The 22,760-nt window shown below is 64.7% G+C and carries 20 protein-coding genes and 1 pseudogene; 17 read left to right on the top strand and 4 right to left on the bottom strand.

Going from position 1 to position 22,760, the window contains the following annotated elements; translation table 11 throughout:
* The first annotated feature begins 117 nt into the window (after positions 1-117).
* On the top strand, positions 118-1,224 hold the full coding sequence (locus tag AC25ND_RS03465; protein ID WP_486976107.1) for an NADH:flavin oxidoreductase/NADH oxidase: 1,107 nt from the start codon (positions 118-120) through the stop codon (positions 1,222-1,224).
* Position 1,225: 1 nt separating this feature from the next.
* Here AC25ND_RS03465 and AC25ND_RS03460 read toward each other — a convergent pair.
* Positions 1,226-1,423: pseudogene (locus AC25ND_RS03460) on the bottom strand (type II toxin-antitoxin system HicB family antitoxin); the annotation flags it as partial.
* Between the two features lie 121 nt (positions 1,424-1,544).
* On the opposite strand from AC25ND_RS03460, the gene AC25ND_RS03455 reads away from it, so the two are divergent.
* From AC25ND_RS03455 to AC25ND_RS03400, 12 genes are all read left to right on the top strand, one after another.
* Complete coding sequence (locus AC25ND_RS03455) at positions 1,545-2,213, top strand: tellurite resistance TerB family protein (RefSeq protein WP_486976106.1); 669 nt, start codon at positions 1,545-1,547, stop codon at positions 2,211-2,213.
* 128 nt (positions 2,214-2,341) lie between these two features.
* Entirely contained in the window at positions 2,342-3,964 is a 1,623-nt protein-coding gene (locus AC25ND_RS03450) for a methyl-accepting chemotaxis protein (protein WP_263154786.1), read from the top strand.
* Positions 3,965-3,969: 5 nt separating this feature from the next.
* The gene (locus AC25ND_RS03445; protein WP_028690142.1) at positions 3,970-4,491 is read left to right on the top strand and encodes a chemotaxis protein CheW; all 522 of its coding nucleotides are present in this window, start codon (positions 3,970-3,972) and stop codon (positions 4,489-4,491) included.
* Positions 4,488-5,735 carry a CheR family methyltransferase gene (locus AC25ND_RS03440; RefSeq protein ID WP_069016067.1) on the top strand — a complete coding sequence of 416 codons (1,248 nt, stop codon included), beginning with the start codon at positions 4,488-4,490 and terminating at the stop codon, positions 5,733-5,735. Before AC25ND_RS03445 ends, AC25ND_RS03440 begins: the two co-directional genes overlap by 4 nt.
* Entirely contained in the window at positions 5,732-6,397 is a 666-nt protein-coding gene (locus AC25ND_RS03435) for a chemotaxis protein CheW (RefSeq protein WP_028690140.1), read from the top strand. The genes AC25ND_RS03440 and AC25ND_RS03435 overlap by 4 nt, the downstream gene beginning before the upstream one ends.
* Complete coding sequence (locus tag AC25ND_RS03430) at positions 6,394-8,688, top strand: hybrid sensor histidine kinase/response regulator (protein ID WP_028690139.1); 2,295 nt, start codon at positions 6,394-6,396, stop codon at positions 8,686-8,688. The genes AC25ND_RS03435 and AC25ND_RS03430 overlap by 4 nt, the downstream gene beginning before the upstream one ends.
* Positions 8,685-9,698, top strand: coding sequence for a chemotaxis response regulator protein-glutamate methylesterase (cheB, locus tag AC25ND_RS03425; protein WP_069016065.1), 1,014 nt, complete (start codon positions 8,685-8,687; stop codon positions 9,696-9,698). Before AC25ND_RS03430 ends, cheB begins: the two co-directional genes overlap by 4 nt.
* A 51-nt stretch (positions 9,699-9,749) precedes the next feature.
* Entirely contained in the window at positions 9,750-10,754 is a 1,005-nt protein-coding gene (locus tag AC25ND_RS03420; RefSeq protein WP_028690137.1) for a response regulator, read from the top strand.
* A 201-nt stretch (positions 10,755-10,955) separates the two neighbouring features.
* Positions 10,956-11,678 (top strand): BamJ family beta-barrel-assembly machinery protein, encoded by a 723-nt coding sequence (bamJ, locus tag AC25ND_RS03415; protein WP_028690136.1) that lies wholly within the window; start codon positions 10,956-10,958, stop codon positions 11,676-11,678.
* Positions 11,679-11,957: 279 nt separating this feature from the next.
* Positions 11,958-12,398, top strand: a complete 441-nt coding sequence (locus tag AC25ND_RS03410) for a YkvA family protein (protein WP_028690135.1) — start codon at positions 11,958-11,960, stop codon at positions 12,396-12,398.
* Between the two features lie 89 nt (positions 12,399-12,487).
* Entirely contained in the window at positions 12,488-12,832 is a 345-nt protein-coding gene (locus tag AC25ND_RS03405; protein ID WP_069016064.1) for a helix-turn-helix domain-containing protein, read from the top strand.
* Positions 12,829-13,197, top strand: a complete 369-nt coding sequence (locus AC25ND_RS03400; protein ID WP_028690133.1) for a hypothetical protein — start codon at positions 12,829-12,831, stop codon at positions 13,195-13,197. Before AC25ND_RS03405 ends, AC25ND_RS03400 begins: the two co-directional genes overlap by 4 nt.
* Positions 13,198-13,266: 69 nt before the next feature.
* Here the strand turns inward: AC25ND_RS03400 and AC25ND_RS03395 are convergent, their stop codons facing one another.
* Both AC25ND_RS03395 and AC25ND_RS03390 read right to left on the bottom strand, forming a co-directional pair.
* Positions 13,267-15,024, bottom strand: coding sequence for a bifunctional diguanylate cyclase/phosphodiesterase (locus tag AC25ND_RS03395; protein ID WP_207851271.1), 1,758 nt, complete (start codon positions 15,022-15,024; stop codon positions 13,267-13,269).
* 108 nt (positions 15,025-15,132) lie between these two features.
* Positions 15,133-17,214, bottom strand: coding sequence for a carboxy terminal-processing peptidase (locus tag AC25ND_RS03390; RefSeq protein ID WP_028690131.1), 2,082 nt, complete (start codon positions 17,212-17,214; stop codon positions 15,133-15,135).
* A gap of 144 nt (positions 17,215-17,358) precedes the next feature.
* Between AC25ND_RS03390 and AC25ND_RS03385 the strand changes: the two genes are divergently transcribed.
* Positions 17,359-18,321: an NAD(P)H-quinone oxidoreductase gene (locus AC25ND_RS03385; RefSeq protein WP_062364188.1), complete on the top strand. Its 963-nt coding sequence runs from the start codon at positions 17,359-17,361 to the stop codon at positions 18,319-18,321.
* A 39-nt stretch (positions 18,322-18,360) separates the two neighbouring features.
* Here AC25ND_RS03385 and nadB read toward each other — a convergent pair whose 3' ends face one another.
* Positions 18,361-19,974: an L-aspartate oxidase gene (nadB, locus tag AC25ND_RS03380; RefSeq protein ID WP_028690129.1), complete on the bottom strand. Its 1,614-nt coding sequence runs from the start codon at positions 19,972-19,974 to the stop codon at positions 18,361-18,363.
* A 436-nt stretch (positions 19,975-20,410) separates the two neighbouring features.
* On the opposite strand from nadB, the gene rpoE reads away from it, so the two are divergent.
* The 3 genes from rpoE to AC25ND_RS03365 are packed head-to-tail and all read left to right on the top strand — an operon-like array spanning position 20,411 to position 22,593.
* Positions 20,411-20,992 carry an RNA polymerase sigma factor RpoE/AlgU gene (rpoE, locus tag AC25ND_RS03375; protein WP_003252049.1) on the top strand — a complete coding sequence of 194 codons (582 nt, stop codon included), beginning with the start codon at positions 20,411-20,413 and terminating at the stop codon, positions 20,990-20,992.
* Between the two features lie 31 nt (positions 20,993-21,023).
* Positions 21,024-21,614: a sigma-E factor negative regulatory protein gene (locus AC25ND_RS03370; RefSeq protein ID WP_028690128.1), complete on the top strand. Its 591-nt coding sequence runs from the start codon at positions 21,024-21,026 to the stop codon at positions 21,612-21,614.
* A 13-nt stretch (positions 21,615-21,627) separates the two neighbouring features.
* Entirely contained in the window at positions 21,628-22,593 is a 966-nt protein-coding gene (locus tag AC25ND_RS03365) for a MucB/RseB C-terminal domain-containing protein (RefSeq protein WP_182322150.1), read from the top strand.
* Positions 22,594-22,760 lie beyond the last annotated feature (167 nt).

Raw genomic sequence — 22,760 nt, 5'->3', positions numbered from 1 at the left:
ACTTGGCGCTCAGGCTCGCCTCCCATCTTCATGGTCTAGTCTGAAACTACCGGTACCGGCCCACGCTCGACTACAACCGCCGGCCCGGAAACCATTGGAGTCCCTGGGAGGTGCCCCATGAGCCTGCTGCTCGAGCCATACACCCTGCGTCAGCTGACCCTGCCCAACCGCATCGCCGTTTCCCCCATGTGCCAGTACTCCGCCGTCGACGGCCTGGCCAACGACTGGCACCTGGTCCACCTGGGCAGCCGCGCGGTCGGTGGCGCGGGTCTTGTGATCAGCGAGGCCGTCGCGGTCACCGCCGATGGGCGCATCACTGCCGAGGACCTCGGCTTGTGGACTGACGACCAGATCAAGCCCTTGCAACGCATCACCCGTTTCATCACCGCCCAGGGCGCCGTGCCCGGTATCCAGCTGGCCCATGCCGGGCGCAAGGCCAGCACCCACAGGCCGTGGCTCGGAAAGCAAGGCAGCGTCAAGATCGAGGAGGGTGGCTGGCAGCCGGTCGGGCCGTCGAAGATCGCCTTCGATCCGCAGCACACCGCACCACGTGAATTGACCAAGGACGAGATCCAGGACGTGGTCGCCGCGTTCGTCGCCGCGACCGAGCGGGCATTGCAGGCTGGCTTCAAGGTGGTCGAGATCCACGCCGCCCACGGTTACCTGCTGCACCAGTTCCTTTCGCCGTTGAGCAACCAGCGCCTCGATGAATACGGCAGCTGCTTCGAAAACCGCATTCGCCTGACCCTGCAGGTTGCCGAGGCGGTACGCAAGGCCTGGCCGCAGGAACTACCGCTGTTCGTGCGGGTGTCGGCCACCGATTGGGTCGAGGATGGCTGGAACCCGGACGAGACCGTCGAGCTAGCCCGTCGCCTGCGCGCCCTGGGCGTCGACCTGATTGATGTGTCGTCAGGCGGGACCTCGGTCAATGCCGAGATCCCCACCGGCCCCGGCTACCAGACCCGCTTTGCCGAACGGGTACGCAAGGAGTCGGAAATCGCCACCGGCACCGTCGGCATGATCACCGAACCGGCCCAGGCCGAGCATATCCTGCGCACCGGCCAGGCCGATGTGATCTTCCTCGCCCGCGAGCTGCTGCGCGACCCCTATTGGCCGTTGCATGCCGACGACGACCTGGGCGGCAACAAGGCGACCTGGCCAGCGCAGTATCAGCGGGCCACCAGCCGGGCCAACCCCATCCACGAGTCGGACCTGCGCGACTGATTCAGCGACAGGCCGCCTGGCTGAGAATGTCGCTGACCCACTGGTTGATGCTCTTCTGCGCCAGCTCGGCCTCGGCCGCCACGCTGGCGTGGAGGGTGGGCTCCAGGCGCAGGCTGAGTGTTCCGGAGTAGGTCTTCTGCGGTTCGCGCCCCGGGTGCTTGCAAGTTTCGAGGTAGTCATCGACGGCTTCCTCGAAAGCGATTGGCTGAACAAACAAACCAAGCTGGGCAACATCCGGATGCAAATGCGTTAAGCGTGGCTTCAGCTTGCCGGCCTACTCTGCAGTCCTACCTACTTTGGATGCTTGCGAGGTCTGCCAGATGAACACCCGTGGTCTGCTCGATCAGCTATTGAAAACCGGTCAATCCATGCTGCAGAACCAACAGGGCAAGGGCTCCGGGAGCCTTGGCAGCCTGTTGTCCGGTGCCGGCGGCGGCGCATTGGCGGCTGGAGCGATGGGCCTGCTGCTGGGGAACAAGAAGGCGCGCAAGTACGGCGGCAAGGCACTCGCCTACGGCGGGCTGGCCGCACTTGGCGTGCTGGCCTACAAGGCCTATGGCAACTGGCAGGCGCGCCAGGGCGCGGGCAATCACGAGCCGCAAACCCTCGACCGTCTGCCGCCGGCCCAGGCCGAGCAGCATAGCCAAGCCGTGCTTCGGGCACTGGTGGCAGCGGCCAAGTCCGATGGCCATATCGATGAACGAGAGCGGGCATTGATCGAAGGCGAGTTCACCCGCCTGGACAGCGACCGTGAGTTGCAGCACTGGCTGCATGCCGAACTGAACAAGCCGCTGGACCCGGCCGAGGTGGCCCGCGCCGCGCAGACGCCGGAGATGGCCGCCGAAATGTTCCTGGCCAGTGTGATGATGGTCGATCAGGAGAACTTCATGGAGCGTGCCTATCTCGATGAACTGGCCCGCCAGCTGCGCCTCGACCCGAACCTGCGCCAGGAACTGGAGAATCAGGTCAGGCTTGCCGCAGGTCAGTGAACCGGCATTTGGCCGCCTGAACGGGCACGGACGCCTGAATACCGCTGCATTCAGCCGCAATTGAACGGGAAGCCTGGGCTATACTTCGGCGATTTTTCCCGCTCGTATCGAATTCCTGAGGGCTGAATGTGAAGAACTGGACCTTGCGCCAACGGATCCTGGCAAGTTTCGCCGTGATCATCGCCATCATGCTGCTGATGATTGTGGCCGCCTACTCGCGGCTGGTGGCGATCGAGTCCAGCGAGGAAGCCGTGGGGTCCGACAGCATCCCCGGCGTCTACTACAGCTCGATGATCCGCAGTGCGTGGGTCGACAGCTACGTCACCAGCCAGCAGTTGGTGGGGCTGTCGAACCACCGCGAGATCACCTCGGCCGACCTGGAGCTGTTCAAGGGCTTCAACGATCGCCTCAAGAAACACATGGCCAGCTACCAGGCGACCATCCGCGACGCCGCCGACCAGGCGGCGTTCGACGACTTCACCCGTCTGGAGGAGGAGTACGTCAAGCTCGTCGACCAGGTCCTGGAGACCTACCGCCAGAAGAACTACCCCGAAGCCCAGCGCTTGATCATGGATGTGCTTACGCCGGCCTGGAAAGAAGGGCGCCAGCACCTGAACGAAGTGATCGAGCGCAACCGCGAGTCCGCCGACAAGGCCACCAACGACATCGTCAGTGCGGTGAACACCGCCAAAGGCAGCATGGTCGTCTCGCTGCTGCTGGCCATTATCGCCGCCGGTGTTTGCGGACTGCTGCTCATGCGCCAGATCACCGCACCCATGCAACGCATCGTCCGCGGTCTGGACGGTCTGCGCTCGGGTGATCTGAGCATGCGCCTGAACCTGGACCGCAAGGATGAGTTCGGCGCGATCGAGGGTGGTTTCAACGAGATGGCCGAGTCCCTGGCCAACCTGGTGGCCCAGGCCCAGCGCTCGTCGGTGCAAGTGACCACCTCAGTCACCGAGATCGCGGCCACCTCCAAGCAGCAACAGGCCACCGCCACCGAAACTGCCGCCACCACCACCGAGATCGGCGCCACGTCGCGGGAAATCGCCGCCACCTCGCGGGACCTGGTGCGTACCATGACCGAAGTCACCAGTGCCGCCGACCAGGCCTCGAGCCTTGCCGGCTCCGGCCAGCAGGGCCTGGCGCGCATGGAAGAAACCATGCACCAGGTGATGGGCGCCGCCGACCTGGTCAATGCCAAGCTGGCGATCCTCAACGAAAAGGCCAGCAACATCACCCAGATGGTGGTGACCATCGTCAAGGTCGCCGACCAGACCAACCTGCTGTCGCTCAACGCCGCCATCGAGGCCGAGAAGGCCGGCGAATACGGTCGTGGCTTCGCCGTGGTCGCCACCGAGGTGCGGCGCCTGGCCGACCAGACCGCCGTGGCCACCTACGACATCGAGCAGATGGTGCGCGAGATCCAGTCGGCGGTGTCGGCCGGGGTGATGGGCATGGACAAGTTCTCCGAGGAAGTGCGCCGCGGCATGTTCGAGGTGCAGCAGGTCGGCGAGCAACTGAGCCAGATCATCCACCAGGTGCAGGCGTTGGCGCCGCGAGTACTGATGGTCAACGAGGGCATGCAGGCCCAGGCCACCGGCGCCGAGCAGATCAACCAGGCGTTGGCCCAGCTAAGCGATGCCAGCACCCAGACCGTCGAGTCGCTGCGCCAGGCCAGTTTCGCCATCGACGAACTGAGCCAGGTGGCCGCCGGGCTGCGCGGTGGTGTGTCGCGGTTCAAAGTCTGACGACGATGAACGACATGTCCCCCCGCGAGGCGCGCGCCAGCACTGAAAAGGGCGTGCTGTACCTGCAGTTTCGCATCGCCGACCAGCGTTTCGCCCTGGACGTGCGCGAGGTGATCGAGGTCCTGCCGCAACGTGCGCTCAAGCCCATTGCCCAGGCTCCGGTCTGGGTGGCTGGCGTGCTCGCCCATCGCGGTGTGCTGGTGCCGGTGATCGACCTGTCGGCGCTCAGTTTCGGCTCCTCGGCCCAGTCGCGCAGCAGCACACGCCTGGTGCTGGTGCATTACCGCGCCGATCCACAGCGTCCGCAGTTGCAGCTGGGGCTGATCCTGGAGCAGGCCACCGACACCCTGCGCTGCGCGCCTGACGACTTCCAACCCTACGGGCTGGACAATGCCGAGGCGCGTTACCTCGGGCCTGTGCGCCAGGACGCCCGGGGTTTGTTGCAACGCATCGAGGTGGATGACCTGTTGTCGGATGCGGTGCGCGAGTTGCTCTATCCGCTGGAGCCAGGGCAGGTGCAGGCATGACTGAGCAGCGTTTCTTTCGTTTCCTGCAGGAGCGTATCGGCCTGGACGTCGAGTCGGTCGGCGCGGCGATGGTTGAGCGTGCCTTGCGCCAACGCTGCACCCTCGTGCAGGCGCAGAACCTGGACGACTACTGGGTGCGCCTGTTGCAGTCGACCGATGAACAGCAAGCCCTGATCGAGGCGGTCATCGTTCCGGAAACCTGGTTCTTCCGCTATCCCGAATCCTTCACCGCGCTGGCGGGCCTGGCCCACAAACGCGTAGCGGAGCTGGCCGGTGCCCGGCCGCTGCGGATCCTCAGCCTGCCTTGCTCCACCGGCGAGGAGCCGTACTCGATCGCCATGGCGTTGCTCGACGGCGGGCTGAGCCCTGGGGTATTTCGAATAGACGGCCTCGACATCAGCCCCAGTTCGGTGGCCAAGGGCGAGCTAGGGGTCTATGGCCGCAACTCGTTCCGCGGCAGCGAGCTGGCCTTTCGCGAGCGGCATTTCACCGCCGTCGGCGAGGCCCATCGCCTGGATGAGCGGGTGCGCCAGCAGGTCAGCCTGCAGGTGGGCAACGTGCTCGATCCGGCGCTGCGGGCGCGCCAAGGTCTCTATGATTTCGTGTTCTGCCGAAACCTGTTGATCTATTTCGATGTGCCGACCCAGCAGCGAGTGTTCGAGGTGCTCAAGCACATGACCCATGTCCAGGGCGTGCTGTTCATCGGGCCGGCCGAGGGCAGCCTGCTGGCGCGCCTGGGCATGCGGCCGTTGGGGATCGCCCAGTCGTTCGCCTACGTGCGTCAGGATGAAGCGCCGCCGGTCCCCATCGCCAAGCCGGCGTCCCGCCCCACAGTCGCGCCATCCGTGCCACCGCGTATCTTGACGCTGCCGCCGCGGGTTGGCAGACCGAACGCCGCGCCAGTCGCCAAGGTGATGCCAGCCGAAGGTGAGGCGCAACTGCTGGCCAGCATCGCCCAGCATGCCAATGCCGGCGACAGCGCCCAGGCCAGGGAAGGCTGCGAGCGCTATCTACGCAAGTTTGCGCCCAAGGCACAGGTCTACTACTGGCTGGGGTTGCTCAGCGATACCGAGGGCGATGCCGCGCAGGCCATTACCCATTACCGCAAGGCCCTCTACCTCGAGCCGCAGCACCCGGAGGCGCTGATGCACCTGGCCATGCTGCTGGCCGCGCAGGGCGACGAGGCGGGCGCGCGACGCCTGCAGGAGCGTGCCGCTCGGGCAGGCAGGGAGTCTGAACGATGAGCGGCGAATACCCTATGCAACTGATCGCCCACGATGACGAGCAGATCGATGACTGCTGGAATCGTATCGGGGTGCATGGCGACAAGCAGTGCCCCTTGCTGCCACGGCATGTGCACTGCCGCAATTGTGAGGTCTATGCCGAGGCGGCAATGCGCCTGCTCGACCGTTATGCGCTGATTCAGGATGAACCGCTCGAGGCGCCGCTCGTGCAGGAAGAAGCGGTCGGCCGCTCGATGCTGCTGTTCCGCCTGGGCGAGGAATGGTTGGCCCTGGCTACCGCCTGCCTGGCCGAGATCTCCCCGTTGCAGCCGGTGCACTCATTGCCTCACCAGCGTTCGCGGGTGCTGCAGGGAGTCGCCAATGTGCGCGGGTCGCTGGTGCCTTGCCTGTCGCTGGCCGACCTGCTGGGCGTATCGGTCGAGGCGGGCGGCGAGCGCGGTGGGCGGAGCATGCCGCGCATGCTGATCCTGGCGGCCGAAGGCGGGCCGGTGGTGGTACCGGTGGACGAGATAGACGGTATCCATCGCCTTGACCCGGCGACCCTGGACAACGGCCGCGATGCGGCGCACTTCACTGCGGCGGTGCTGCAGTGGCGTGGGCGCAGCGTGCGCGTGCTGGATGAACAACACCTGATGTCAGCCGTGAAGCGGAGCCTGTCATGACCCCGGAGCAAATGCGCGATGCGTCGCTGCTCGAGCTGTTCAGCCTGGAGGCCGAGGCCCAGACCCAGGTGCTCAGTGCGGGCTTGATGGCGCTGGAGCGCAACCCTGCGCAACCCGATCAGCTCGAGGCCTGCATGCGTGCGGCGCACTCGCTCAAGGGCGCGGCGCGGATCGTCGGCATCGACGCCGGGGTCAGTGTCGCCCATGTCATGGAAGATTGCCTGGTAGCAGCCCAGGAAGGCCGCCTGCTGCTGCGCCCCGAGCATATCGACGCACTGTTGCAGGGCACCGATCTGCTGATGCGCATCGCCACGCCGGGCGATCAGGACAGCGAAGCCGCCGTGGCGGTGTTTCTGGCGCAGATGGCGTCCTTGCTCGACCCCTCGGCGCCGTTGCTGGCCAACGCACAGCCGAGTGCACCGAGCCTGCCGCCTGTCGTCCAGCCCGCACTGCCGGAGCCCGAGCCCCTGCCGCCACCTGAGCCCGATGTCGAAGCGGAACCGATGCCTGCCCGCAAGGCTGGAAAACGCGGTGGCGAGGGCGGCGAGCGGGTGTTGCGGGTCACCGCCGACCGACTGAACAGCCTGCTGGACCTGTCGAGCAAGTCGCTGGTCGAGACCCAGCGCCTGAAACCCTACCTGGCCACTCTGCAGCGCCTGAAACGCATGCATGGCCAGGGCATGCGGGGGCTCGACGGGCTGAAGGCCCAGCTGGAGGAGAGCGGGCAGGGGCCAGAAGTGCTCGAAGCCCTGGCCCAGACCCAGCAGTTGCTGGCCGAAACCCAGCAAATCCTGTTGCAACAGGCGGCTGACCTGGACGAATTCGGCTGGCAGGCCAGCCAGCGCGCGCAGTTGCTCTACGACACGGCTTTGGCCTGTCGCATGCGTCCGTTCGCCGATGTGCTGACCGGGCAGAGCCGGATGGTCCGCGACCTTGGACGTTCGCTGGACAAGCCCGTGCGCCTGCTGGTCGAGGGCGAGAAGACCCAGGTCGATCGCGATGTGCTGGAAAAACTCGAGGCTCCGCTGACGCACCTGCTGCGCAATGCGGTCGATCATGGTATCGAGCTGCCCGAGCAGCGCCTGCTGGCCGGCAAGCCGAGCGAGGGCACGGTACGCCTGCGCGCCTCGCACCAGGCCGGGTTGCTGATCCTCGAACTGTCCGATGATGGTGCCGGTATCGATCTGCAGCGCCTGCGCCGCAGTATCGTCGAGCGAGCCCTGTCGCCGGCCGAGACCGTGGCGCAGATGAGCGAGGCCGAGCTGCTGACGTTCCTGTTCCTGCCGGGCTTCAGCCTGCGCGACACGGTCACCGAGGTGTCCGGGCGCGGTGTCGGGCTGGACGCAGTGCAGCACATGGTCCGCGAACTGCGCGGGTCCATCGAGTTGACCCAGGTGGCGGGGCAGGGCTGCTGCTTCCACCTGGAAGTGCCGTTGACCCTGTCGGTGGTGCGCAGCCTGGTGGTCGAGGTGGGCGGCGAGGCTTATGCCTTCCCCCTGGCGCATATCGAGCGCACCGTCGAAGTGCCGGCCGAGGCCATCGTGCAGATCGAAGGTCGTCAGCACTTCTGGCACGAAGGCCGGCATATCGGCCTGGTGGCCGCCAGCCAGTTGCTCAACCGGCCAGCGGCGCAGGGCGACGAGCAGAGCCTGCGGGTGGTGGTGATCCGCGAGCGCGAACAGCTCTATGGGGTGGCGGTCGAGCGCCTGATCGGCGAACGGGTGTTGGTAGTGATGCCGCTGGACCCGCGCCTGGGCAAGGTCCAGGACATTTCCGCGGGCGCCTTGCTCGATGATGGCTCGGTGGTGCTGATCGTCGATGTCGAGGACCTGTTGCGCTCGGTGGACAAGTTGCTCAGCACCGGCCGCCTGGAGCGTATCGAACGGGGCGGGCGGGGCGGCAAGGGTGTGGCGCGCAAGCGCATCCTGGTGGTCGACGACTCGCTCACCGTGCGCGAGCTGCAGCGCAAGCTGCTGGGCAACCGCGGCTATGACGTGGCAGTGGCCGTCGATGGCATGGACGGCTGGAACGCACTGCGCAGCGATGATTTTGACCTGCTGATCACCGACATCGACATGCCGCGCATGGATGGCATCGAGCTGGTCACTCTGGTAAGGCGCGACAGTCGCCTGCAATCGCTGCCGGTGATGGTGGTTTCCTACAAGGACCGCGAAGAAGACCGGCGTCGTGGACTGGATGCCGGCGCCGACTATTATTTGGCCAAGGCCAGCTTCCATGACGATGCGTTGCTGGAGGCGGTCGTGGAGCTGATCGGAGGTGCACAGGGATGAGAATAGCCATCGTCAACGACATGCCCATGGCCGTGGAGGCCCTGCGCCGTGCGTTGGCCTTCGAACCCGCGCACCAGGTGATCTGGGTGGCGGGCAATGGCGCCGAGGCGGTGCGCCTGTGCGCCGAGCAGACCCCGGACCTGATCCTCATGGACCTGATCATGCCGGTGATGGATGGTGTCGAGGCCACCCGGCGGATCATGGCGCAGACGCCGTGCGCCATCGTCATCGTCACCGTGGACCGCAAGCAGAACGTGCATCGGGTGTTCGAGGCCATGGGCCATGGCGCTCTGGATGTGGTCGATACCCCGGCGCTGGGCGCGGGTGACGCCCGGGAAGCGGCCGCGCCGCTGTTACGCAAGATCCTGAATATTGGCTGGCTGATCGGCCAGCAGCGTCCCAGTGCCGCTCGTACGGTGGCCGCGCCGCTACGCGAGACCTCGCAGCGCCGTGCCTTGGTGGCCATCGGTTCGTCGGCCGGAGGGCCGGCGGCGTTGGAAGTGCTGCTCAAGGGCCTGCCGCGCAGTTTTCCGGCGGCCATCGTGCTGGTCCAGCATGTGGATCAGGTGTTCGCCGCCGGCATGGCCGAATGGCTCAGCACCGCGTCGGGTCTGCCGGTGCGCCTGGCCCGCGAGGGTGAGCCTCCGCAGCCGGGGCAGGTGCTGCTGGCCGGCACCAACCACCATATCCGCCTGCTGAGGAATGGCGAGCTGGCCTACACTGCCGAGCCTGTCAACGAAATCTACCGGCCCTCGATCGACGTGTTCTTCGAGAGCGTGGCGCGCTACTGGTCAGGCGACGCGGTGGGCGTGCTGCTTACCGGCATGGGGCGCGACGGTGCCCAGGGCCTGAAGCTGATGCGCCAGCAGGGCTTCCTGACCATCGCCCAGGACCAGCAAAGCTGCGCGGTGTACGGCATGCCCAAGGCCGCCGCGGCGATCGACGCGGCGGTGGAAATCCGCCCGCTGGAGCGAATTGCCGGGCGACTGGTGGAAATCTTTTCGAAATGAAGATATGTATTGAGGCGCGCCGCGTGGCCGGCGGTCAACGGGTGACTACGGATGAATGATCTACCGATCGAAGGTTTCACGACCATCAACGAAAGCGCGGCGATGGTCCTGCTGGTCGATGATCAGGCGATGATCGGCGAAGCTGTGCGCCGTGGTCTGGCCCATGAAGAGAACATTGACTTCCATTTCTGCGCCGACCCGCACCAGGCGGTGGCCCAGGCCATGCGCATCAAGCCCACGGTAATTCTCCAGGACCTGATCATGCCGGGCCTCGATGGCCTGACCCTGGTGCGCGAGTACCGCAACAACCCGGCCACCCAGGATATCCCGATCATCGTCCTGTCGACCAAGGAGGACCCGCTGGTCAAGAGCGCGGCCTTTGCTGCCGGGGCCAACGACTACCTGGTAAAGCTACCGGACACCATCGAGCTGGTGGCGCGTATCCGCTATCACTCGCGCTCGTACCTCACGCTGTTGCAGCGCGACGAGGCCTATCGCGCACTGCGGGTGAGCCAGCAGCAGTTGCTCGATACCAACCTGATGTTGCAGCGGTTGATGAACTCGGACGGTCTCACCGGGCTGTCCAACCGTCGTCATTTCGACGAGTACCTGGAATTGGAGTGGCGTCGGGCTATCCGTGAACAGCAGCAGTTGTCGCTGCTGATGGTCGACGTAGACTACTTCAAGGCGTTCAACGACAGCTTCGGTCACCTGGCCGGTGACGAGGCCCTGCGTCAGGTGGCCGAGGCCATTCGCGGCTGCTGCTCGCGGCCGACCGACCTGCCGGCGCGTTATGGCGGCGAGGAGTTCGCCCTGGTGCTGCCTAACACCTCCCCTGGTGGTGCGCGGCTGGTGGCGGAGAAGCTGCGCCAGACCATCATGGGCCTGAAGATCGCCCACACCGTGCCTGAGGCGGCCTCCCTGCTGACCGTGAGTATCGGTCTGGCGACCTTGACGCCGAGTGTCGGCAGTCATTGCCGTCAGCTGATCTCGGCGGCGGACAAGGGGCTGTACCTGGCCAAGAACAGCGGACGCAACCAGGTTGGCATTGCATGATCCGGTCTCCATCGGCTCGTTCCCTCCGCGCAAGAGCCGTCAATGCTGGCCATAGGCTGCAACTGCGACCATGAACAACCTTTCACCCAGGAACTTCCTGCGCGCAACCCGCTCTTATGCCGGTAGCCATTGGTCGCGGCCGCCTGCTAAGCTCGCGGCTTTACCCTGATTGCCCTCATGGCGCATGAACAAGGAAATTACATGAAACAGCATCGTTTGGCGGCCGCGGTTGCCCTGGTAGGCCTGGTCCTCGCGGGCTGCGACGCCCAGACCAGCAGCGTCGAGCTGAAGACTCCGGCACAGAAGGCCTCCTACGGTATCGGCCTGAACATGGGCAAGAGCCTGGCCCAGGAAGGCATGGACGACCTGGACTCGAAAGCCGTCGCCCAGGGCATCGAGGACGCGGTAGGCAAGAAAGAGCAGCGCATCAAGGACGAAGAGCTGGTCGAAGCCTTCACCGCCTTGCAGAAGCGCGCCGAAGAACGCCTGGCCAAGGCTAGCGAGGAAGCTGCCGCCGCCGGCAAGAAATTCCTCGAGGAAAACGGCAAGAAGCCTGGCGTGATCACCACCGCTTCGGGCCTGCAGTATGAAGTGGTCAAGAAGGCCGACGGCCCGCAACCCAAACCGACCGACGTGGTCACCGTCCACTACGAAGGCAAGCTGACCGACGGCAAGGTCTTCGACAGCTCCGTCGAGCGCGGCAGCCCGATCGACCTGCCGGTCAGCGGCGTGATCCCGGGCTGGGTCGAAGGTCTGCAACTGATGCACGTCGGCGAGAAGTACAAGCTGTACATCCCGGCCGAGCTGGCCTATGGCGCCCAGAGCCCGAGCCCGCTGATCCCGGCCAACTCGGTCCTGGTCTTCGACCTGGAACTGATTGCCATCAAGGATCCGGCCAAGGCCGACCAGGCACCGGCCAAGTAATACCCGGCCCGTTGCAAGAAGACGCCCCGTTTCGACGGGGCGTCGTCGTTTTCAGTCCGGCTTGACGCGAACCGTCGGCGTCATTCACTGTCGCAAGCAGTACCCACGCAGGCACGGAGGCCGGTGTCGCAAAACGTTTGCGCGATTGAAACGGTTGTGTAAAAAACGCCCGATTCGTACCAGGCCCTTGCCCGGCGGGCACCACGCGGCGCCAATGTCGCCCTGTTCACAAGGTTATCCACAATAAATGTGGATAACCCCTGGTCCTCTGGAGGTCCCATGAGCGCACCCTGGAATTTCGCCCGCTTCCTGCCCCTGGCCGAGCGCCTGCTCAGCCGCGGGCGGCTGCCGGCCCTGTTGTTCGCGGTGGCCCGCAAGGGGCCGAAGCTGGGCCAGTTGCGCGAGGATCTGCGCCTGATGCAGGCGCTGTGCCTGGCCTGGTGGCGTGGCGAGTACCGCGCCGTCAGCCCCAAGGCACTGGTGACCATCGTGGCCGGACTGCTGTACTTCGTAAGCCCCTTGGACGCCATTCCCGACTGGCTGCTGGGCGTCGGCCTGCTCGACGACATCGCCGTGCTGGGCTGGGTGCTCAAGACCGTCGCCGATGAGCTGGGTCGCTTCAAGGCCTGGCGCGACGCCCAGGCGCCGGAACGGCTGCGGGTGGTCGAGCGCCTTCCGGACACCCCGGAGGCGCTGCGTCTCGAGCGGCCCGGTAGCTGATTCGCACAGACCCCCGAGCTTGGTAATATAATTGGCATAAGGGTTATGCCTACGGATTACATGCCGTAATCCAACGTCAAGGGGGTTGTATGGGTATTCAGGTCATCAGCCGGGACGGTCAGCCCGAGTACGCAGTGGTTCCCTGGGAGCAATATCAGAAGTTGCTGGCGGCCGCAGGCCAGGCGCCGGCCGCGGCTCCCGACTCAGCCAGTCACAACGAGAGCACTCAACCAAGCGCCAGCCTGTCCTCCTTGGACCAGCTGGCGTCCTTGCGTCAGGCCAAGGGCCTGGCGCCGGAGCAACTGGCACGCAGCGTCGGCATCAGCCCGGCCTACCTGGCGATGATCGAGTCCGGGGAGCGCCGCCCGGACGCTGCGATCCTGCGCAGCCTGGCCTGGCACCTTGGCGTGGCCGGCTGGAGCGAGCCGTCATGAGCCAGGTCAGGATCAGCCGTCAGCAATGGCAGAGCCTGCTGACCGAGCTCGACCTGGCCCGCCGTCAACGCCACCTGCTCACGTACCGTGCGCTGCTTGAGCGCCTGCAATTGCCCAGTCCGGCGATGCAGACGCTGACCGCGGCGCTTGAATACCTGGCGGCGCTTGACGCCCGCGCCGAGCAGCCACTGCGCAGTTCGCTGGTGATCAGCCAGGGAGCCAGCCGCCTGCCGCGCACCGGCTTCTTCGAGTGCGTCGAGCGCCTGGGACGGTTTTCCGGACCGGTGGATGGCATGGAGGCGGCGTCCTGGCATGCCTCTGAAGTGGTGCGGGTGTTCGAGTATCGCTATCCGGAAGAGGCCTGAAATCGTGGCTGTAGGCTTGGTTGTGGAAGCGGGTTTGCCGGCGAAAGGACCGCACAGCGGTCCCCAGGTTTAACTCAGCACGGTTGTATCGATCAGGCTCAGCCCTGAGCCACCGTCATCCTTGGCTTGACGCTTGGCCTGGGAGGCAAGCTCGGCCAATTGACCGGCATCCAGCCCGTCGCTGCTGCCGGGCTCCAGCCAGACCACGCCGATTGACAGCGACAGCAAGGCGAAGGTCTCCCGCTGCCCTTGGCGGTTATGAGCGATGAAGCAACCTGCCTCAAGGTGATCGCTGCGGTAGAAGCGTCGGCATTGCCGGCCAAAGGTCTCCAGCAGCAATTGCAGACGTTCGCGCCAGTCCGCCGAGCCCAGCACCAGCATGAAGTCGTCGCCGCCGATATGGCCGACGAAATCCCGGCTCGGGTCGACGCAGTCGTTCAGACACTGGGCCAGGCACAACAGCACTTCATCGCCACGGGCATAGCCGTAGATATCGTTGAAAGGCTTGAAGCTGTCGATGTCCACGTAGCACACGGCGGCCTCGCGTCGCTGCAGCAACAGGCGCGCCAGGCACTGCTGGATCGGCACGTTGCCCGGTAGCAACGTGAGCGGATTGGCGTGCCTTGCCTGCTGGATCTTCTGCTCGGTGATCAGCTTGAGCACGTCGATTACCCGACCAAGCCCCAGGTAACGCCCATTCTGGGTAATGATGAAGTCTTCCTCGATACGCTGGCGCGCACGGCTGGTAAGCAGGCGGCTTACCTGCTGCAGCGACTGGCCGCGCTCGACGGCGAGAAAGTCTTGGCTCATCAGTCGGCTGATCGGCTTGCGCGCGAACAGGTCGGTGCCGAAGGGTTGGAGCAGGGCATCGGCAAGCGAGTGGCGATGGACGATGCCGCAAGGGCTGCCTTGCTCGTCCAGCACGGCGAGGGAGTTGAGGTTGGCCTGGCGGCGGAAGGCGTCTAGTACCTGTTGCGTGGCAGTATCGAGGGTGACCGAAGGCTGCTGGAGAAGCAGGGCGCTGAGGTCGCGGCTGTCCTCGCCCAGCGCTACAACCGAGTCTGGCGCCGGGGGGGGCAAGCCTAGGTAGTCTGCCACTGGAAACTCCTGGGGGCGGCCAAGCAGGTAGCCCTGGACCAGGAACACCCCCATCTCGCCCAGCACTGTCAGTTCCTCGGCCAGTTCGATGCCCTCGGCGATCACCTGAGCGCGGGAGGCCCGGGCGATCTGCAGGATAGAGCCGACGAACTCGCGCTTGAGCGGGTCCTGGTGGATGCCATCGATGAAATGACGGTCGATCTTCACATAGTCCGGGCGCAGCTCCGACCACAGGCGCAGGCTCGAGTAACCGGCGCCCAGATCGTCCAGGGCAATGGAGAAACCCATGTCGCGGTAGTGGTGCAGGGCGTTGTACAGCAGCTGGAAATCTTCGGTAGGCGTCTGCTCGGTCAGCTCGATGACTACCCGGCTCGGCGCCAGGCCGACCCGTTCGAGCATTTTCAGGGTGCGCCCGGACGGGTAGTCGGGCTCGACCAGGGATTCGGGGGAGACGTTGAGGAACAACTGGCCCGGCAGGTTCAGCTCGCTGAAACGGCGGCAGGCGGTTTCACGGCACAGCACCTCCAGTTCGGCGAGGCGACCGGCCTGGCGGGCGATGGCGAAGAGGTTCAGCGGCGAGTGCAGCGGGCTGTTGGACGGGCCGCGGCTCAGGGCCTCATAGCCGAGAATGCGCCTTTCAGAGAGGCAGACGATGGGTTGGAACAGACAGTGGATACTGCGTTGAGCCAGGATGGCGCTCAAGGCGCTGAGCTGTTCGGTGACGGTCATGGACTGCTTCCTGAAGTGAAAAAGGCCGGACGCTTGCACGTCCGGCCCTTCCATTTCACGACAGTCCAGTGACTGTTTGATGACAGGTCACATTATTTCGCCATCACTTCAGTGCTTGGCCACCGACGTGCTGAGGCTCAGGTAGTCGAGCAGGATACGACCGGTCTCGGACAGGTAGGCATCGTCCTCGGGCTTGGTGTCGTCCGGCTCGGCGGGCAGGGCGTCCTCGTCTTCCTTCTTCAACTCCTTCAGCGGTTCTTCGCCCTTGGCTTTGCGGCGGATGTTCTCCAGCGTCAGCTGCTTGGACTCGATCTCGTCGTGGCGGGCGCGACGCTGCTGCTCGTTGAGGCTGACGGTCTTCTCGTTCATCAGCTTCTGGGTCAGCGCCAGGCGGTCGCGGATGTAGACGAACTCGGCATCCTTGTCGCTGCGCGCGTCATGCTGCGCCTTGAGCTGGGCCAGGAACGGCTTGAACGGATCGGAGGCCGGCTTGACCACCGGGCGGATGGTGTCCCACGGCATGGCCTCGGGGAGCGCGCTTTCGCCGATTTCCTTGGTGTCGATGATCGACGGATAGGCGATGTCTGGCAGTACGCCCTGGTGCTGGGTGCTCTGCCCGGAAACCCGGTAGAACTTGGCCAGGGTCAGCTTGAGCTCGCCGTGGTTGAGCGGCTGGATGGTTTGCACGGTGCCCTTGCCGAAGGTCTGGCCGCCAATGATCAGCGCGCGGTGGTAGTCCTGCATGGCACCGGCAAAGATTTCCGACGCCGAGGCCGACAGGCGGTTGACCAGTAGCGCCAGCGGGCCTTTGTAGAAGGCGCCCGGATTCTCGTCCTCGAGCACGTCGACACGGCCGTCGGCGTTGCGCACCAGCACGGTCGGGCCTTTCTCGATGAACAGGCTGGTCAGCTCGGTGGCTTCCTGCAGCGAGCCGCCACCGTTGTTGCGCAGGTCGATGACCACGCCGTCGACCTTTTCCTTCTGCAGCTCGGTGAGCAGCTTCTTCACGTCGCGGGTTGTGCTCTTGTAGTCCGGATCGCCAGCACGATAGGCCTTGAAGTCCAGGTAAAAGGCCGGGATCTCGATGATCCCCAGCTTGTAGTCACGCCCGTCCTGCTTGAGCTTGAGCACCGACTTTTTCGCCGCCTGCTCTTCGAGCTTGACCGCTTCGCGGGTGATCGAGACGATCTTGCTGGTCTGATCGTTCGGCGCGTTGCTGGCCGGAATGACCTCCAGGCGTACCACCGAGCCTTTCGGGCCGCGGATCAGCTTGACCACTTCATCCAGGCGCCAGCCGACCACGTCGACCATCTCCTTGTTGCCCTGGGCCACGCCGATGATCTTGTCGGCCGGGGCGACCTGCTTGGTCTTGGCGGCAGGGCCTGCCGGCACCAGGCGCACGATCTTGACTTGGTCGTTGTCGCTCTGCAGCACCGCGCCGATGCCTTCGAGCGACAGGCTCATGTTGATGTCGAAGTTTTCGGCGTTGTCCGGCGACAGGTAGTTGGTGTGTGGGTCGTAGGATTGGGCGAAGGTATTGATGTAAGCCTGGAAGATGTCTTCCGCGCGAGTCTGGTCCAGGCGCGCCAACTGGTTCTTGTAGCGCTTGATCAGGGTTTCCTGAACCTGTTTGAGCTCCTTGCCGGAGATCTTCTGGCGCAGCACCTCGTCTTTCACGCGCTTGCGCCACAGCTCGTCGAGCTCGGCCTGGTTCTTCATCCACGGCGCGTCCTTGCGGTCGACCAGCAGGTCTTCCTTGACGCTGAAGTCGATCTTGTCGACGCCTTTGTTCAACTCGCCCAAGGCATAGTCCAGACGCTGCTTCACGCGGTCCAGGTAGCGCTTGTAGATAGTGAAGCCAGGTTCGAGGTTGCCGCTCTTGAGGAAGTCGTCGAACTGGGTCTTCCATTTGTCGAATTCGGCGATGTCGGCTGCGGTGAAGTAGCTGCGCGACGGGTCGAGCAGCTTGATGTAGCTGTCGTAGATGATGACCGAACGGGCGTCGTCCAGCGGTGGCTTGCTGTAGTGGTGGCGCTTGAGCAGCTCGACGATGTTGAGACTGGCCACGACCTCGTCGCGGTCCGGCTGCAGGCTGTCCCACTTGTTGGCGGCGGCCGCATTGCCACCGAGCGTGAGGCTGCCCAGGCCGATCATGAGGGCGAGGGCGGTGCTGGGGAGGAAATGCTTCATGCTGATTCGACGTGGAGGCAATTGATCACGCATAGTAGGCCGTCTTTTCCGTTCGCCGGTTCCATCGGAGCCGGACGCATACTGCAAAAAGCCTGGGACTTGGCGTTCCCAGGCTCGGTCATATGATTCAACTATGGAGGCACTGTGAAGGCATTGCAAGGCGTTGACGGACATGTGGCGTGGGTTGAGGCCGAGCGCCCGGCCTGTGATGCCGGGCAGGTGCGTATTCGCGTAGCCGCCGCCGGGTTGAACCGCGCCGACCTGCTGCAGCGGGCCGGGCTGTACCCGCCGCCGCCCGGGGCCAGCCCTTATATGGGCCTGGAATGCTCAGGGATCGTCGAGCAGGTCGGGGCCGGCGCCGACTGGCGCGTGGGCGACCGGGTATGCGCGTTGCTGGCCGGTGGCGGCATGGCCGAGGAAGTCGTGGTCGACGCCCGGCACGTGCTGCCGGTGCCCGAAGGCCTGAGCCTGCACGAGGCGGCGGCTGTGCCCGAGGTGTACGCCACGGCTTGGCTGAACATCTTCCAGCTGGGTGCATTGAAAGCCGGTGAGAAAGTGCTGGTGCATGCCGGTGCCAGTGGCGTGGGTTCTGCAGCCATCCAGCTGTGCAAGGCGTTCGGCAACCCGGTGTGGGTCAGTGTCGGGTCGCCGCAGCGCCTGGCCTATTGTCAGTCCCTCGGCGCCGTGGGCGGCGTGGTACGCAATGGCAATCTTGATGATCTGGAACAGCTCGGGCCGTTCGATGTGATCCTCGACCCGGTGGGCGCCAGCTATGGCCCGCTCAACCTCAAGCTGCTGGCGCGTGACGGGCGCTGGGTGATCATCGGCCTGATGGGCGGTCGCAAGGTCGAGCTGGACCTGGCGCTGGTGCTGGGCAAGCGCCTGGAAATCACCGGTTCGACCTTGCGCAATCGCGATGACGCGTTCAAGGCGCAGTTGTTACAGGAGCTGCGTCAGCACGTGTGGCCGCTTTTCGCCGAGGGACGCCTGTCGCCACAGTTGGTCGACACCTACCCGGTAGCCTTCGCCGAGGCGGCTTATGCGGAGCTGGCGAGCAACCAGGTATCCGGCAAGCTGGTGCTGGTGATCGACCCGACGCTCGTGTGATCTGGCGCATGCCCCTGTAGGAGCGCGCAGACTGCAACCTCACTCGTGGTTCTGCGGCACCAGAATGGTGTCCCGGGCTTCGGGCAGCATCCCCGGATAGTCCAGGGTGTAGTGCAGGCCTCGGCTTTCCTTGCGTTGCATGGCCGAGCGGATCATCAGCTCGGCCACCTGCGCCAGGTTGCGCAGCTCGATCAGGTCGCGGCTGACCTTGTAGTTGCTGTAGAACTCGTCGATCTCGTCCAGCAGCATGCGCACCCGGTGTTCGGCGCGCTGAAGGCGCTTGCTGGTGCGCACGATGCCGACATAGTCCCACATGAACCGCCGCAGCTCGTCCCAGTTGTGCGCGATGATCACGTCCTCGTCCGAGTCGGTCACTTGGCTTGCGTCCCAGCAAGGCAGGGCGCGGGGCATGGCGACCTGGTCCAGGCGCGCCTCGATGTCGGCGGCGGCGGCGCGACCGTAGACAAAGCATTCGAGCAGCGAGTTGCTGGCCATGCGGTTGGCGCCGTGCAGGCCGGTGAAGCTGGTCTCGCCGATGGCATACAGGCCGGGCACGTCGGTGTGACCGTGCTCGTCGATCATTACCCCACCGCAGGTGTAGTGGGCTGCGGGCACCACCGGAATCGGCTGGCGGGTGATGTCGATGCCGAAGGTCAGGCAGCGCTCGTACACTGTCGGGAAGTGGCTGGTGATGAAGTCGGCCGGCTTGTGGCTGATGTCGAGGTAGACACAGTCCACCCCGAGGCGCTTCATCTCGTGGTCGATGGCGCGGGCGACGATGTCCCGTGGCGCCAGCTCTTCGCGTGGATCGAAGCGCGGCATGAAGCGCTCGCCATTGGGCAGGCGCAGCAGGGCACCCTCGCCGCGCAGTGCCTCGGTGATCAGGAAACTCTTGGCCTGCGGATGGTACAGGCAGGTCGGGTGGAACTGGTTGAACTCAAGGTTTGCCACCCGGCATCCGGCGCGCCAGGCCATGGCGATGCCGTCGCCGCAGGCGCCGTCGGGGTTGCTGGTATACAGGTAGACCTTGGCCGCGCCGCCGGTGGCCAGCACGGTGAAGCGCGCGCCGAAGGTGTCCACCTCCCCGGAGTTGCGATTAAGCACGTAGGCGCCCAGGCAGCGGTCGCCGTCCAGGCCCAGGCGGCGCTCGGTGATCAGGTCGACGGCCACGCGCTGTTCGAGCAGTTCGATGTTCGCGCGTTGCCTGGCCTGTTCCAGCAGGGTGGTAAAGATCGCCGCGCCCGTGGCGTCGGCGGCATGGATGATGCGCCGGTGGCTGTGACCGCCCTCACGGGTCAGGTGGAACTCAAAGCCGCCGTCGTCGACGCTGTAGTGCTCGTCGCGGGTGAATGGCACGCCTTGTTCGATCAGCCACTGGATGGCCTCGCGGCTGTGCTCGACGGTGAAGCGCACGGCATCTTCGTGGCACAGCCCGCCACCGGCGTTAAGGGTGTCCTCGACATGGGACTGTACGGTGTCGGTATCGTCAAGCACCGCGGCAACGCCGCCCTGGGCCCAGAAGGTCGAGCCGTTGGCCAGGTCGCCCTTGCTCAGTACGGCGATGCGCAGGTGGCGGGGAAGGTTCAGTGCCAGGCTGAGACCGGCGGCACCGCTGCCGATCACCAGGACATCATGTTGGAATTGTTGGCTCATGTCGGGACACTAGTAATCTTTGGAGGGGGCACGGCACAATAGTCGAGCGCAGATGGCACTGTGAAACTATCGTGAAACCTGGCCGGGATGCCTTTATAGCAGCCCCGGGCGCCTGATTTCCAATGGTGCATACGGGTGGCTGGCGATCTTTATGGGAACTTTCCGATACCCCTGGAAATCCTATAAAGGCTGCCCGTACGCCACAGATTGCCGCGGCGACGCAAGGCGGCAGCTCTATCTTGGGCTGACACCTGCGTAACGAAACCAGAATATCGACGCAGCCGGCCGTGACCGCGCTGCGTCTTTCGTGCGAGCCGACCAAGGGCCGCAGGAAACTTGCTTGGAGGGGAGAACTTTTGCGCAAAGCCCGAGTCTATGGTTGCAAGCCTGAACGATGGCTGATGCAGCGCTCCTTCGAGATCACTGAGGAGTGTTCATGCTAACCCAGGAAGAGGATCAGCAGCTTGTAGAGCGCGTGCAGCGTGGCGACAGGCGAGCTTTCGATCTGTTGGTGCTGAAGTATCAGCACAAGATTCTCGGGTTGATCGTGCGTTTCGTACACGACACCCATGAGGCGCAGGACGTGGCGCAGGAAGCCTTCATCAAGGCATACCGTGCGCTTGGGAATTTTCGCGGTGACAGTGCGTTCTATACGTGGCTTTACCGCATCGCCATCAACACGGCGAAGAACTACCTGGTGTCCCGCGGAAGGCGGCCACCAGACAGTGATGTGAGCTCCGAGGATGCGGAGTTCTATGACGGCGATCATGGTCTCAAGGATCTCGAGTCCCCAGAGCGCTCGTTGTTGCGGGATGAAATCGAAGGCACCGTCCATCGAACCATCCAGCAACTGCCGGAAGATTTGCGTACGGCGCTGACCCTGCGTGAGTTCGATGGATTGAGTTACGAGGACATTGCCAGCGTCATGCAATGTCCAGTGGGTACCGTGCGCTCTCGAATCTTCCGCGCTCGGGAGGCCATAGACAAAGCCCTGCAACCCTTGTTGCAGGAAACCTGAGACAGCGGCGACAGCCAAGAGAGGAACCGCCATGAGTCGTGAAGCTTTGCAGGAATCGCTGTCCGCGGTGATGGATAACGAAGCGGACGAACTGGAACTGCGTCGCGTGCTGAATGCCGTCGACGATGCCGAAACCCGTGCTACCTGGTCGCGTTACCAGATTGCTCGCGCAGCCATGCACAAAGAGCTGCTGCTGCCCAAGTTGGACATCGCCTCGGCGGTTTCCGCAGCGCTGGCCGATGAGGCCGTGCCGGCCAAGGTCAAGCAGGGCCCTTGGCGCAGCCTCGGTCGCCTGGCCGTGGCCGCATCGGTGACCGTTGCCGTGCTGGCCGGTGTGCGCTTCTACAACCAGGACGAGATCAGCGGTGCCGAACTGGCCGCCCAGCAGCCTGCCCAGCAGGGGCTGAGCATGCCGCAGGCGCAAGGTCCGGCCGTTTTGGCAGGCTATAGTGAAAGCAACGAGCAACCGACCGGGCCAATGGCTAACGGTGTGCTGCAGAACCAGGCCGGCTGGGATCAACGCTTGCCGGGCTACCTGCGCCAGCACGCCCAGGAGTCCGCGCTGAAGGGCAACGAGACCGCGCTGCCTTACGCCCGCGCTGCCAGCCTGGAAAACCGCTAAGTTAAGGAGGATCATGCGCGCGCTACCTCTCCTGTCGCTGCTGCTTGGCAGCAGCCTGACGGTGCAGGCCCTGGCCGCCAACTCCTCGCCCGAGGCGAGCGAGTGGTTGAACAAGCTGGCACGGGCCGAGCAGCAGCAGAGTTACCAGGGATCCTTCGTCTACGAACGCAACGGCAGCTTCTCATCCCATGACATCTGGCATCGCGTCCAGGACGGCAAGGTCAGCGAGCGGCTGTTGCAACTCGATGGCTCGGCCCAGGAAATCGTGCGGGTCGACGGCAAGGTGCAATGCGTCAGTGGCAACCTTGCCAGTAGCGTGGGCACACCACCGGACAGCGCCCTGCGGGTGCTCGACCCCCTGAAGCTGATGAGCTGGTACGACCTGAGCGTGTCAGGCAAGTCGCGCGTCGCCGGGCGCGATGCGGTGATTGTCGCGCTCACACCGCGTGACCAGCATCGTTATGCTTTCGAATTGCATCTGGACCGCCGCACCGGGCTGCCCCTGCGCTCGTTGATGCTCAACGACAAGGGCCAGTTGCTTGAGCGCTTCCAGATGACCCGCCTTGACACTGATGCTGCGCCAACCGACGCCGAACTGGCCGCCAGCGCCGGTTGCAAGCCAGTTGAGCGCACGCAGTCCGGCACCGCCGAAACCGTCGTCGGGTGGCGTTCGGACTGGCTGCCGCCAGGGTTCGAGCTGGTCAACAGCTCGGTCCGCCGCGATCCGGAGCGCAAGAATACAGTCAGCAGTCTCATGTATGACGATGGCCTGGCCCGTTTTTCGGTGTTCCTCGAGCCGATCGGCAACGAGGCTGGTGTCGATACCCGTGCCCAGCTCGGTCCCACCGTCGCGGTGTCGCGGCGCCTTACAACGCCCAAGGGCAAGGTGATGGTCACTGTGGTCGGCGAGATCCCGCTGGGTACCGCCGAGCGTGTCGCCCTGTCGATGCGGGCCCAGGATGCCCAGGCGCGCCAATGACGGCGCGCCCTCTGACAGTTCTTGTTACACAGAGCTGACATGAAATTAAGGCATTGTCATTTGCAATCCTGCTGCAAATTTTCTATAGGTCAGGCTTCTCGGAGTCTGGCCTTTCCTGCGTCTGCGGGAACCTTACTGCTAACTACGCTCGTTGTGACGGGAGCCGT

It is taken from the genome of Pseudomonas sp. P110(2024), from assembly GCF_057480795.1.
Note: the sequence above shows the minus strand (reverse complement) of the source record. Positions and strands in the feature narration are given on the sequence as shown.